9 protein-coding genes are annotated in these 13,659 nt (G+C 71.5%); 5 read left to right on the top strand and 4 right to left on the bottom strand.

Going from position 1 to position 13,659, the window contains the following annotated elements:
- Together DVH02_RS25215 and DVH02_RS25210 are read right to left on the bottom strand one after the other, a co-directional pair.
- Nucleotides 1–1,208, bottom strand: a 1,208-nt coding sequence (locus DVH02_RS25215; protein ID WP_114626142.1) for an ankyrin repeat domain-containing protein, incomplete at its 3' end; no start/stop codon positions are given.
- A 252-nt stretch (nt 1,209–1,460) separates the two neighbouring features.
- Nucleotides 1,461–2,345, bottom strand: a complete 885-nt coding sequence (locus DVH02_RS25210) for a hypothetical protein (RefSeq protein ID WP_114626141.1) — start codon at nt 2,343–2,345, stop codon at nt 1,461–1,463.
- 346 nt (nt 2,346–2,691) lie between these two features.
- On the opposite strand from DVH02_RS25210, the gene DVH02_RS25205 reads away from it, so the two are divergent.
- Complete coding sequence (locus DVH02_RS25205) at nt 2,692–3,480, top strand: S1 family peptidase (RefSeq protein WP_114626140.1); 789 nt, start codon at nt 2,692–2,694, stop codon at nt 3,478–3,480.
- 48 nt (nt 3,481–3,528) lie between these two features.
- Here the strand turns inward: DVH02_RS25205 and DVH02_RS25200 are convergent, their stop codons facing one another.
- Nucleotides 3,529–5,436 carry a glycoside hydrolase family 35 protein gene (locus tag DVH02_RS25200; RefSeq protein WP_114626139.1) on the bottom strand — a complete coding sequence of 636 codons (1,908 nt, stop codon included), beginning with the start codon at nt 5,434–5,436 and terminating at the stop codon, nt 3,529–3,531.
- Between the two features lie 159 nt (nt 5,437–5,595).
- On the opposite strand from DVH02_RS25200, the gene DVH02_RS25195 reads away from it, so the two are divergent.
- The 4 genes from DVH02_RS25195 (at nt 5,596) to DVH02_RS25180 (ending at nt 11,524) form a co-directional block, all read left to right on the top strand.
- Nucleotides 5,596–6,456 (top strand): helix-turn-helix transcriptional regulator, encoded by an 861-nt coding sequence (locus DVH02_RS25195; protein WP_114626138.1) that lies wholly within the window; start codon nt 5,596–5,598, stop codon nt 6,454–6,456.
- Between the two features lie 91 nt (nt 6,457–6,547).
- Nucleotides 6,548–6,904 carry a chorismate mutase gene (locus tag DVH02_RS25190; protein ID WP_114626137.1) on the top strand — a complete coding sequence of 119 codons (357 nt, stop codon included), beginning with the start codon at nt 6,548–6,550 and terminating at the stop codon, nt 6,902–6,904.
- A gap of 171 nt (nt 6,905–7,075) precedes the next feature.
- Entirely contained in the window at nt 7,076–9,679 is a 2,604-nt protein-coding gene (gene pepN / locus DVH02_RS25185) for an aminopeptidase N (RefSeq protein ID WP_114626136.1), read from the top strand.
- Between the two features lie 423 nt (nt 9,680–10,102).
- Nucleotides 10,103–11,524: a lysine N(6)-hydroxylase/L-ornithine N(5)-oxygenase family protein gene (locus DVH02_RS25180; RefSeq protein ID WP_114626135.1), complete on the top strand. Its 1,422-nt coding sequence runs from the start codon at nt 10,103–10,105 to the stop codon at nt 11,522–11,524.
- Between the two features lie 46 nt (nt 11,525–11,570).
- Here the strand turns inward: DVH02_RS25180 and DVH02_RS25175 are convergent, their stop codons facing one another.
- Nucleotides 11,571–13,385 carry a bifunctional metallophosphatase/5'-nucleotidase gene (locus tag DVH02_RS25175; RefSeq protein ID WP_114626134.1) on the bottom strand — a complete coding sequence of 605 codons (1,815 nt, stop codon included), beginning with the start codon at nt 13,383–13,385 and terminating at the stop codon, nt 11,571–11,573.
- Nucleotides 13,386–13,659: the final 274 nt, after the last annotated feature.

Here is a 13,659-nt window from a genome sequence, read left to right as displayed (position 1 = left end):
GCCTCCCCCGGCCCGGCGGCGCCCGACGCCACCGGACCCGTCAGCGCCAGGGCCACCCGCCGCCGTACCCCCGCGTCCGGATGGCCGGTGTGGCGCAGCACCTCAGGCAGCGCCGCCGGATCGCCGTGCTGCCCCAACGCGTCCAGCACCGCCCGGATCAGCTCCGGCTCCACCGCCTGCCGCGACAGCTCCCGCAGCAGCGGCACCGCCCGCCCGGCGAACGGACTCTCCCCCTGCGCCCCGTCCGCCGAGCCCAGCCGCGCCAGCACCTCGGCACCGAACGTCCGCAGCTCCGCTTCGTCGCTCGCACACCAGCGCGTCGCCGCCAGGAACGTTTCCTCGTCCCCGCGCCGCCACAGCGCGGCCACCGACTCCACCCAGTCGTCCCGGCGCGGATCCCCGCAGCGCAGCGCCCGCGCCGCCAACTCCTCGTACGGCGTGACGATGCCCAGCTCCGCTTCGAGCATCGTCACCACGGCCGCGTGCCCGGTCTGCTGCTCCTGCCCGGCCACCGGCTCGCCGTCCCGCAGCAGTTCGACCACGACGGTCACCGAACCGTCCGTGTCGATCCGGTCGACGCGGCGCACCATCGTCTCGTACCCGTCGCCGAAGCCGCGCAGCAGCGAAGCGCGCAGCTCCCGCGCCACATCGAGCGGCATCCAGCGCCGCGCCTCCGCCAGTGCCGGCGCCACCGCGTCCGCGCCGTACCGCAGCAGGACCCGTACGGTCGCGGTCGAGCCGCGCCGCGCGGCCAGCAGCAGCGGGGGATCGCCGCCGGGGCCCGCCAGCCGCGGGTCCGCGCCGTACTCCAGCAGCGCCTCCGCGGTGTCGGCGAACCCCTGACGGACCGCCCAGACCAGCGCGGTCAGCTCGAACGCCTCCCGGCGGTCCGGCGCCGCCCCGGCGGCCAGCAACGCCCGTACCACCTCGGTGTGTCCGCCGCAGGCCGCCGCGCACAGCGGCAGATCCCCGCCCGCGGGACCGTCCTCCGGGCCGCTCGGGCGGTCGGGGTCGGCGCCCGCGGTCAGCAGCAGCCGCACCGGTCCCGGCGCGTCGCTGACCGCCGCCAGGTACAGCGCCGTCCTGCCCTCCTCGTCGGTCGCCTCGGCGGGGACACCGGCCCTGAGCAGCGCCACGACGGCGTCGTCCGCGCCCTGGTACACCGCCTCGAAGAGGTCCTGTACGCCCACTGTCGGCTCATTCGTCATGCTTCGACCTTACGACCTGGCGCACGACAGGGAGCGGGCTGCCGACGCCCCGCGACTCCCGCTCTGTCCCAAGGGTGTGGGGGTGCGCCCTCCGCGTCGCTCCGCTCCTCCGCAGTGGATCCGGGGCCGCGTGCCGCGGCTCGCCGATCCGCTCGCCGTTCCGCCCGCCGTTCCGCTCGCCGTTCCACTCCCTGTCCTGCCTTAGGTCGCCGCGTTCTCCCGCGCGTCGGCGTCGCGCGCGTTCCGCGCCGCTCAGGTGTCGCAGTCCAGGACCGTTCCGCACAGCCCGCAGCGCGCGCGGATCCGCCCCTTGACCGGCACCCGGATGCGCTGGAAACACGTCGGGCAGGGGAAGGTGACGCGCGGTCCGTCCGGCAGTTGCTCGAAGGCGTACGGCGAGTCGGGGCCGGGCGTCGCGCCGGGATGGTCGAGGGCGTCGCGGCGGGCCTTGGCGTAGCGGATCCGGCCCAGCCGCCCCGCGGTGATCAGCGGCGGATGCCGCTCGTCGTCGAGCGCCCGCGCGCTGCCTTTCGTATACGACGTGTAGCCCTGCGGACTGGTGAACCAGACGCGCGGATCCTCGTCGAACACGAGCGCGCGCTTGGCCAGTACGTAGCCGAACTCCTCCGGCGTGAGATAGCCCAGCCGCTGGCTCTGCCCGCCGTGTTCGCGGTAGGCGTCGAGCAGCAGCCATCCGGCGCCGAGATAGGTGGTGGCCGTGTCGGTGAGGATCTCGTTGTCGTGGACGTCGGGGAAGCCGATGCCCAGCCGGTGCAGCAGGACATGGGTGATCTCGTGGGCCAGGGCCGCGCCGATGTCCCTGCGGTGGGTGCGGAAGCGGTTGTTCAGCTCGATGAAGTACTCGGGCCCCGACGCCAGCTCGACATGGGCGGCGTGTGTCATCTCCCGGAAACTCACGATGACCCGCGCCTCCGGCAGCCGGAGCTGCCGCACCAGGGCCTCGGCGACCCGCTGGGTGCCGAGATGGAGGTCGTCCAGGTCGGAGAAGGCGACGTCGACCGGGGCCACGCTGGGGGCGTACGCACGGATCCCGTCGGCCGAGAGCCGCCGGTAGAGCAGGGTCAGCGCGGCGCGCGCGGTCGCCAGATGCGGATAGCCCCGCGGTACCTCGGTCACGTCCGTACCTCGGTCATGTCCGTACCTCGGTCATGTCCGCACCCCTGTCACGTCCGCACCCCTGTCACGTCCGTACCCCTTCCGGCCGGGCGAGCCGTCACCCCGTCAACTCTACGGCGAGGCCCCCGGTGGGGGAGCCGGGCGCGCGGCGGCGGGCCCGCTCTCCGGTGAAGGGACGGTGGCTTGTTGTGAATCATGCGTGTTGGCCGAAAGACGGATCTTGTGGCGCGCTCGATCTCCTCCGCATAATCCGGATCACGCTTTCTTGTCGGGCCCATGTCAGCACCGTGCAACGCGCGTTGACCGGGCCTTCCGCGTGAAACCCCCCATACCCCCACACATCTTTATGGAAGGCAATCCGTTGAGCATTCTGGGTGCCATCAAGAGATTCGCCGCCGTCGGCGCCGTCGTCCTCGCCGCCGTCAGCCTCCAGCCCACCTCCGCCTCCGCCGCCCCCGCCCCCATCGTCGGCGGCACCCGCGCGGCCCAGGGCGAATTCCCCTTCATGGTCCGGCTCTCCATGGGCTGTGGTGGCGCGCTCTATTCGCCCACCGTCGTCCTGACCGCCGCGCACTGTGTCAGCGGCTCCGGCAACAACACCAGCATCACCGCCACCGCCGGTGTCGTGGACCTCCAGAGCAGCAGCGCCATCAAGGTCAAGTCCACCAAGGTCCTCCAGGCCCCCGGTTACAACGGCGCGGGCAAGGACTGGGCGCTGATCAAGCTCGCCTCGCCGATCACCAACCAGGCGACCCTGAAGCTCGCCACCAGCACCACGTACAACACCGGCACCTTCACCGTCGCCGGCTGGGGCGCCGCCACCGAGGGCGGCGCGCAGCAGCGCTACCTGCTCAAGGCGTCCGTGCCGTTCGTCTCCGACGCCAGCTGCAACGCCTCCTATGGAGGCGAGGTCATCACCAGCGAGGAGATCTGCGCCGGCTACGCCTCGGGCGGCACCGACTCCTGCCAGGGCGACTCCGGCGGCCCGATGTTCCGCAAGGACAACGCGGGCGAGTACGTCCAGGTCGGCATCGTGAGCTGGGGCAACGGCTGCGCCCGGCCCGGCTACCCCGGCGTCTACACCAAGGTCTCGACCTTCGCGTCGGCGATCGCCTCGGCCGCGGCCACGCTGTAGCGCGACCGCGGCCCGCGACTCGGCTCGCGCCGCCGCGCCGCCGTACCGTCACTCGCCGGACGGGCCGCTCCCGGCCCGTCCGGCGAGTCGTACGTACGGGACGTCCGCCGCGCCCGTCTCCCGGCCCGCCAGCTCCAGGACCCACACCTCGTTGGCGCCCGCGCGCAGCACGGGACCGGGGACGTAGAGCGACTCCTGCGGCCCCGCCGACGGCCAGTAGCGGCCCAGGCAGAAGCCGTTGACCCAGACGAAGCCCCGGGTCCAGCCGGGCAGGTCGAGCCGGGCGTCGCCCGGGTCCTGTACATCGAAGGCGGCCCGGTACAGACCGCGGCTGCCGTCGTCGGCGGCGGGTGCGCCGCCGGGCGTGGGCGTGCCGTCGGGCGTGGGCGTGCCGTCGGCCACCGCGCTCCCGGCCTCCGGTGTCCCCCCGGCCTCCGGTGTCCCCCGGAAGGGCAGCCCGGCCACCGCCGCGGCGTCGTCGAACGCGTCCAGCCGCAGCCCCCGCGCCCTCACCCCGTGCAGATACTGCAGCGCGTGCAGCACTCCGCCGGTCAGCCCCTTGGACTCGCCCAGCCCGGGACCGTAGTTGACCCGGCCCAGCGACTCCACCCAGATCTCCACCGACGCGGGCCCCGCCACCGGCTCCACCACCGTGAGCGTCGCGCCGGAACCCTCGCCGCCGCGCGTCCGCACCCGTACGCCGTCCACGTACACCTCGGCCACATCACGCAGCCCGGTCAGCGTCAGCGGGAAGGGCGCCCGGGGCCCGGGGATCTCCACCCGGTAGCGCACCAGACCACGATCGACGTCCAGCTCCTCGAAGGTCGGCGGCAGCGCCGCGGCGTACTCAGGCCCGCCGAGCGCCTCGACCACCTCCGCCAGCGGCGCCCACCGCGCGAACTCCGCCCGTACCGGAGCGGCCAGGACCGGCGGCGGCTGCGGCACGTCGGGCAGCGGACCCTCCTGGTACTCCGCGAGGACCTCCCGCAGCAGACGGAACTTCTCCGTCGGCCGCCCCGCCTCGTCGATCGGCGCGTCGTAGTCGTACGACGTCACATCCGGCTCCAGCGCGCCCTCGTACAGCTCACCACCGCGATTGGCACCCGCCCAGCCCGCGAAGCTCGTACCGCCGTGCGCCATGTACAGATTCACCGAGGCGCCGGGAGCCGACTCCAGGATCTCCCGCAGCGCCGTCGCCGCGTCGGCGGCGTCCCGCACGGCGGGCTTGCCGCCCCAGTGCTCGAACCAGCCGCACCAGAACTCCATGCACATCAACGGCCCCTCCGGCCGGTGCCGCCGCAGCGTCTCGAAGGCCGCCCGCGCGCCCGAGTCGAAGTTCACCGTCGCCAGCAGCCCCGGAACCGTGCCGCCGGACAGCATGTAGTCCTCGGTGCCGTCCGACGTGAACAGCGGCACCGTGATGCCGCACTCCCGAGTCAGCTCTGTCAGCCGCGCCAGATACACCTGATCGCTGCCGTAACTCCCGTACTCGTTCTCGACCTGCACCATCACCACCGGACCGCCCCGGTCGATCTGACGCTCCGCCACCTGTGGCAGCAGCCGCCGGTACCAGCGCTCCACCGGCCCGAGGAACTCCGGGTCACTGGTCCGCGCCCGCGCGCCCAGCGGCCCGGTCAGCCAGTGCGGCAGCCCGCCGTTCTCCCACTCGGCACAGATGTACGGGCCCGGCCGTACGATCGCCCACAGACCGGCGGCGTGCGCCGCGTCCAGGAACCTGCCCAACGCCTCCACTTCGTGGAGGCGGCCCGGCGCCGGCTCGTGCAGATTCCACGGAACGTACGTCTCCACACAGTTCAGCCCCATGGCGCGCAGCATCGCGAGCCGGTGGTCCCACTGCTTCTCATGGACCCGGAAGTAGTGCAGAGCGCCCGACAGCAGCCGCACGGGCCGGCCGTCCAACAGAAACTCCGCTTTTCCCACGGTGAACTCGGGCATCGTCGCCGCACTCCCTCTCGTCGGTCCTCGTCCGGCGCCCGGTTCCGGCCGGACGCTCCACGGCAGCCTTTCCCGTTGGCACCCCGGCGGTCCATGGACAAAGATCGCCTCTGGTTGGACACATCTCACCGGCCCGCGGGGCGGAAGGGAGAGGGACGGATGCGGCACACGTGGATGCGGTACTTCACCCCCGGCCCCGCCCACCACCGGCTCGGACTGGTCTGTCTCGGCGTCGGCCTCCAGCACGGCTCGCTGCCCACGGTCGGACCGCGCACCCTCGACCACCACGTCGCCGTGATCATCAGCAGCGGGAACGGATGGCTCCGCTCCGCCGACGGACGGCGCGTCGCCGTCACCGCGCCCGCACTGCTCTGGCTCACCCCCGGTACCTCCCACCACTACGGCCCCGACCCCGACCACGGCTGGGACGAGAGCTTCGTCGCCTTCACAGGACCCGCCACCGCCCCCTACACCGAACTGGGCTACATCGAGCCGGACCGGCCCGTCGTACCGCTCCGCGACCCGGCCGACGCCCGCGCCGTCGTCGCCCGCATCGCCCGCGCCGCCCGTCGCGGCAACCCCCTGCTAGAAGTCGAGACCGGCGCCGCCGTCCACGAACTGCTCGTCGCCCTGCGCAGGGCCCGCGCCGGTACGGCGACGGAGACCGACCCCGTACTCCAGGCCCTCGCCCGCGACGCCTGCCTGCCCCTCACCGTCGCCGACCACGCCGCCCGCCATGGCATGACCCCGGCCGCGCTGCGCACGGCCGTGCGCGCCGCAGCGGGCCGCACCCCCAAGGAATATCTCCTCGGCATCCGCCTCGGCCGCGCCAAGGAACTCCTCGCCGCCACGGAGCTGCCCGTCGCCGCGGTCGCCCGGCGCGTCGGCTACGACGACCCCGCCTACTTCTCCCGCCTGTTCACCCGCCGGGTCGGCCTCGCGCCCGTACGTTTCCGACAGCAGGAGAGCCGCGCGCTGCCCGGCCCCGGCTCCACCCCGCGTCCCGATCCCGCATCCTGACCACCGACGCCCGCTCCCGGTCCGCCTGACGGCCTGGTGCGCGGTAGGGTGCGCGCTCACTACCGCGCACCAGGTCGTAAGCTGCCGGACCATGACCACCAGCGACCCCGGGAACACCCCCGGCCCCGCCGGCACGGGCGCGGACGACTCCGTACAGGCCGAGCTGAACCGGTTGCGCGCGTCCATCGACAACATCGACGCCGCCGTCGTCCACATGCTCGCCGAGCGCTTCAAGTGCACCCAGCAGGTCGGTGTCCTCAAGGCCGAGCACCAGTTGCCGCCGGCCGACCCGTCCCGCGAGGCCCGCCAGATCGTCCGGCTGCGGGAGCTGGCGGAGAGCGCGCGGCTCGACCCCGCCTTCGCGGAGAAACTCCTCAACTTCATCATCGCCGAGGTGATCCGCCACCACGAGACGATCGCGGACGGGGCACGCGACGGCGGCGCGTGACGGACGCGCGTGACGCACGCGCGTGGGGCTGGGGCGGGACCGGGCCGGGGCCGAAAACGTCGGCGTACCCAGGGAGACGGCGTCGACACACTCCGTGACCCCGACATGCGTGCGCTCTGAGCGCAAACATCCCTCATGCGCCCGGCACGAGGGATCGTGCAGCATGAAGCCATGTCCGTATTGACGCGCGACGAAGCGCAGACCCGAGCCCACTTCCTGGACGTCCACCGCTACGCGGTCGCCCTCGACCTCACCACCGGTGAGGACACCTTCGACTCCCGCACCCTCATCCGCTTCACCGCGCGCACGGCGGGGGACACCTTCGTCGAGCTGAAGCCCGTCATGCTGCGCTCCGTCACCCTCGACGGACAGCCGCTCGACCCCGCAGGACTCGACGGGAACCGGCTCGCGCTGCGCGGCCTCAGCGCGGGCGAACACGTGCTGCGCGTCGACGCGGCGATGCGCTATTCCCGCACCGGCGAGGGCATGCACCGCTTCACCGACCCCGCCGACGGCGAAACCTACCTCTACACCCAGCTGTTCATGGAGGACGTCCAGCGGGTCTTCGCCGCGTTCGACCAGCCGGACCTCAAAGCGGTCTTCGAGCTGACCGTCACCGCGCCCGCCGGCTGGACCGTCCTCGGCAACGGAATCGCCGAACGCACCGACAACGGCGCCGAACCCGAAGCTGACACCGACACCGACACCGACACCGGCACGGGAACCGGCACCGCACCGGCGAACGCGCACCAGTGGACCATTGCCCCGACCCCACCCATCTCCACCTACCTCGTCGCCGTCGCCGCCGGACCCTGGCACTCCCTGTACACCGAACACGCCGGGATCCCCTTCGGCATCCACTGCCGCCGCTCCCTCGCCCCCCACCTCGACGCCGACGCGGAAGAAATCCTCGACGTCACCCGCGCCTGCTACGACCGCTATCACGAGAAATTCGACGAGCCCTACCCCTTCGACTCCTACGACCAGGCATTCGTCCCCGAATTCAACGCCGGCGCCATGGAGAACCCGGGCCTCGTCACCTTCCGCGACGAATACGTCTACCGCTCCGCCGTCACCGACACCGAACGCCAGACCCGGGCCGTGGTCATCGCCCACGAGATGGCCCACATGTGGTTCGGCGACCTCGTCACGCTCACCTGGTGGGACGACATCTGGCTCAACGAGTCCTTCGCCGAGTACATGGGCTACCAGACCCTCACCGAAGCCACCCTCCGGGGGACCGGCGGGAATCCCCCCGGAAAGTGGGGCTCCGACACCTGGGTCGACTTCGGCATCGGACGCAAGGCCTGGGGATACGAAGCCGACCAGCGCCCCTCCACCCACCCCGTCGCCCCCGACCCCGCGGCCGTTCCCGACACCGCCGCCGCCCTGCTCAACTTCGACGGCATCTCCTACGCCAAGGGCGCCTCCGCACTGCGCCAACTCGTCGCCTGGCTGGGCGAGAAGGACTTCCTCGCCGGAATCAACACCCACTTCGCCCGGCACAAATTCGCCAACGCCACCCTCGCCGACTTCATCGACTCCCTCGCCCACGCCACCGACCGCGACGTCCACACCTGGGCCGCCCAGTGGCTGCGCACCACCGGAGCCGACACCCTCACCCCGCACATCACCACCACCGACACCCAGTGGACCCTGGACATCGCGCACGACGGCAGCCGCCCCCACCGTCTCACCCTCGGCGGCTACGACCTCGACCCGGCCGACCCCACCCGGCTCACCGCCCGCGCCCCCGTCGACCTCGACCTGCCCGGCACCGGCACCACCACACCCACCACGTACCCCGGCCCCCGGCCCGCCCTCGTCCTCCTCAACGACGGCGACCACACCTACGCCAAGATCCGCCTCGACAGCGCCTCATGGGACACCGCCCTGCACGCCCTCTCCGGCGTCCCCCACCCGCTCACCCGCGCCGTCATCTGGAACGCCGCCCGCGACATGGTCCGTGACGGCGAACTCGCCCCCACCGCCTACCTCGACGCGGCCCGCGCCCACCTTCCCCGCGAAACCGACCTCGCGCTCGTCCAAGGCGTCCTCGCCTTCGCCGCCCGACAGATCGCCGACCGTTACCTGTCCCTCCAGGACCGGCCCACCGCCCTCGCCACCCTCACCGATCTCACCCGCGACCTGCTCCGCCGCACCGAGGACGGCGGCGATCCCGGACTGCGCCTCACCGCCGTCCGCCACTTCATCGACGCGTCCACCGACCCCGACACACTCCAGGAATGGCTCGATACCGGCAGCGTCCCCGGCGGACCCGTGATCGACCCCGAGCTGCGCTGGCGCGTCCTCGTCCGACTCGCCGTCCTCGGCGCCGTCACCCCCGCCGCCATCGACGCCGACCGCGACCGCGACCCCAGCGCCACCGGCCAGGAAGGCGCCGCCCGCTGCCACGCCGCCCTCCCGGACCCGGACTCCAAAGCCCGCGCGTGGGCCCGCCTCTTCGACACCGACGACCTCTCCAACTACCTCTTCACCGCCACCGCCCAGGGCTTCTGGCAGCCCGAGCAGACCGACCTCGTCAAGGAATACGTCCCCCGCTACTACCCGGCCGCCGTCGCCCTCGCCGCCCGCCGCGGCCCCGCCATCGCCGACGCCGCCGGACGCTATGCCTTCCCCGGCCACGCCATCGACGAGGAATCCCTCCGCCTCGGCCGGAAACACCTGGACGGCACGGAAATGATCCCGGCGCTCCGCCGTAAAATCGCCGACCAACTGGACGATCTGAGCCGCGCGTTGCGCGTGCGATCCTGATCCGCAGGAACGGAACGGGGGAGTGCGGAGATAGGCGACGCGATGGCGAACCCGGGACGCCAAGCGCACCGCACAGCACCGGACCGCGCCACACCGCACAGCACCGGACCGCACCGCACAGCACCGGACCGCGCCGCACCGCACCAGGCGCGCGGGGCCGGGGGAGTACACCGACGACACGTACACCCCCGGCCACCCCGACCCCACCAGGCACTGTCTTCGAAGTCCCGCCTGCCTCCCCCTTGGGCGGACGGCGCTACTTTGAAGACAGGGCCGGAGCGCGGAAGCGGCATCGCCTCGCCACCCACGCCGTACGCCGTCCCACCCCCATTACCCCGTTCGGGTCCGGCTCGTTGTGCTCATAGGCACCACCACCGACCCCGGTACCCCGGGCGCCCGACTCGTGGAAGGCAGCATCCGCCGATGACCGCGCACCCCACCGACCTCGACCAGCCCCACGACCTGGTGGGCGTCGGCATCGGCCCGTTCAACCTCTCCCTCGCCGCGCTGGCGGACGGCGTCCACCGCCCCGAAGCCCCGCTCGACGCCGTCTTCTACGACCAGAACCCCGCCTTCCACTGGCACCCCGGCCTCCTCATCGACGGCGCCACCCTTCAAGTCCCCTTCCTCGCCGACCTGGTGACCCTCGCCGACCCCGCCAGCCGCTGGTCCTTCCTCAACTACCTCAAAACCCGCGAGCGCCTCTTCCCCTTCTACTTCTCCGAGCGCTTCCACATCCAGCGCGCCGAATACGACGCCTACTGCCGTTGGGTCAGCGAACAGCTCCCCACACTCCACTTCGGCCACCAGATCGACGCCGTCCGCTGGAACCCGGAACGCGACCTCTTCGAAGTCGACTTCACCCAACTCGCCCCGGACGGAGAAGCCGAGGCCCTCGGTCGCGCGTACACCCGCAACATCGCCCTCGGCATCGGCACCGAGCCCTACATCCCCGACCCGCTCAAACCCCTTACCGACGCCCCCACCGTCCCCGTCGTGCACGCCGCCGACTATCTCCAGCACCGCGCCCGCATCCTCGACGCCCGGCACATCACCGTCATCGGATCAGGCCAGTCCGGCGCCGAGATCTTCCTCGACCTGCTGCGCGCCCGCCCCGCCGGCGCCGAGAAGATCCACTGGCTCGCCCGCACCGAGGCCTTCGCCCCCATGGAGTACTCCAAGCTCGGCCTCGAACACTTCACCCCCGACTACACGCGCTACTTCCACGCCCTGCCCGAGCACGTACGCGACGACCTCGTCCCCCGCCAATGGCAACTCCACAAAGGCATCGGACCGGAGACCATCGCCGCCATCCACGACGAGCTGTACCGGCGCACCCTCCACGGCGGCTGGCCCGACGCCGTGCTCACCCCCGGCGTCTCCGTCCGCACCGCCGGCCGCGTCGCCACCACCCAGATCGAGATCCACCTCGAACACACCCGGCAGGCCACCCGCTCCCGCCTCACCACCGACGCCGTCGTCCTCGCCACCGGCTACCGCGAACGGCCCCTCGACCGCATCCTCGCCGGGCTCGACCCCTACATGCGCCGAGACAGCTCCACCCGCCCCCGCATCGACCAGCACCACCGGCTCCTGCTCGACCCCAGCGTCACCGGCTCCGTCTACGTCCAGAACGCCGAACGCCACACCCACGGCGTCGGCGCACCCGACCTCGGACTCGCCGCCTGGCGCAGCGCCGGCATCCTCAACCACCTCACCGGCACCGAGCCCTACCCCCTGCCCCGGCGCACCGCCTTCACCAGCTTCGGACTCGACGCATGGGACAGGACCGCCTCCGTGCCCGCGCCCAGAGACGGCCTGGTCCCCCTCACCGAACTCCGCTGACCGGCCCCGTACCCCCCCGGGGCACCGGGACCGGTCACCTCGGCCCTCAGAACACCGGCGTGCCGTCCCGCGTCAGCTTCCAGTCCACCGAGGCGAACGTCGACGGATCCACCGTCCCCGCCGACCGCACCCACCCGATGATCGTGTTGCGGATCTCATCGGAATTCGCCCACAGCTGCTGCGCGGCCGCGATCCCCGGGAAGTTCCCACCACCACTCGCCCGGTAGTTGTTCACGGCCAGCACGAACTTCGCCGCGGGATCCAGCGCCGCACCTTCGAACCGAAGATCCGCGATCCGCGAACCCGCCGGCTTCGCGATGTCGATCTCGTACGTCAGACCCGACACCACGTCGTAGTTGTAGTCCGGCGTGTTGTCGGCGTTCGTCAGCTTCGCCGTGTCCACCGCGCCACCCGCGGGCGTCTGCACGTAGTACCGCGCGGAGAACTCCAGGTACGCCTTGAGCTGCGCCCCGGTCACCAGCCGCGCCTCCAGCGTGTTCTCGAACGGGTACAGCCCCGCCGCGTCCTTGATCGTCACCGCACCGGCCGGAATCCCCGCCGTACGCGAGAAACACGACGCCTGTGACAGCACCGGCAGCGCCGCCCACTCGCCACCCGCCAACGCCGCCTTCACCGTCTCCGTCTGCACATGGTTGATGAGATCGATGATCGGCTCGTCCTTCCACGGCGCCTCCACCGTGGACATCGCGACCGTGGACGTACCGATCACCTGGTTCACGTACGCCACCACCTTGCGGTGCTCGTCCCCCAGCAGCTTCGTGATCTTCTTGTCCTCCGCCACCGTGTTGGAGTTCAGCACCTTCGACGCGACCTTCTCGACCGTCCAGCGCCCCCGCTCCCACACCAGATCGAAGTCGAACAGCGTCAGCCGCTGGCCCCACTTCAACGGCTCGGACAGCACTACGTCCTTGCCCGTCTTCTTGTTGACCACCCGGCGCTCGGGGATCTCCACGTGCGCGTGCCCGACCAGGATCGCGTCGATGCCCGGCACCTGCTCGGCCACCAGCGACGCCGCGTTCTCCACATGAGGAAGCTGATCGCCGTACGACGACGAACCGTCCGAACCCGAATGCGCCGAAATGATCACGACGTCGGCGCCCATGGAACGCAGCTTCGGCACCCACTTCGCCGCCTGCTCCTCCAGCCCCGGGAACGTCATCTTCCCCTGGACATTCGCCTTGTCCCAGATCGCGATCCCCGGGTTCGTCAGCCCCAGGACGGCGACCTTCACATCACGGCCGAACGGCGTCCGCACCTTCTTGATCACATACGGCGCGAACGCCGGCTTCAGCGTCTTGGCGTCCAGCGCGTTCGCACCCAGCAGCGGGAAGTGACACTGCTCCTCGAACTTCCGCAGCACCGGAATGCCGTAGTTGAACTCGTGGTTTCCCAGCGCCGCCGCGTCGTAGCCGATCGCGTTCATGGCCTGCGCCATCGGGTGCACCGGTCCGCGCTTGGCGGTGATCGGGTCGATCTTGGCGTAGTAGTACGACAGCTGCGTGCCCTGGATCGTGTCGCCCGCGTCGATCAGCAGCGTGTTCTGCCGGCCCTTCTCCTTGCGGATCTTGTCGACCAGCGTGGAGACCTTCGCGAGCCCGACGTCGTTGTGGGCGGCGTCGTCGAACTCCTTGTCCGTGAAGTAGTCCCAGTTGAAGACGTTGCCGTGCAGATCCGTCGTCCCCATCACGGTGAACGAGTACCGCTTCCGCGGACGTCCGTGCCCAGGCCCCTGACCATGGCCGAGGCCCGTGGCCTCGGCAGGCGTGACGCCTGCCGCCAGCGCCACCCCGGCGCCGGCGGCAGCCGAACTGCCCAGGAACGTCCTTCGATTCAGCGGCATGTTCTTCTCCCTTTGATCCATCGCAAGACCATCGCGCGACCGATCCATCGCACAACGCGCGTAGATTCTGGCTCAAACAGACCTGCCCGCAACACCCCCGCACGGTTTCGATCAGGTGACCGCCGAGGGACGCGGCCCCACTGTCGTACCCGGGTGCGACAGTGTCCCTACACAGCGTTCATCGACGGCACCCGGCACCCGGTACCCGGCCCCTGTCCCCAGCCCCACGAAGGAGCGCGCCATGACCACCGACTCCGCCGCCCCCACCCCGGCC

Origin of the sequence: Streptomyces corynorhini, assembly GCF_003346515.1 — a bacterium.
In the GTDB taxonomy this organism is placed as follows: domain Bacteria; phylum Actinomycetota; class Actinomycetes; order Streptomycetales; family Streptomycetaceae; genus Streptomyces; species Streptomyces corynorhini.
Note: the sequence above shows the minus strand (reverse complement) of the source record. Positions and strands in the feature narration are given on the sequence as shown.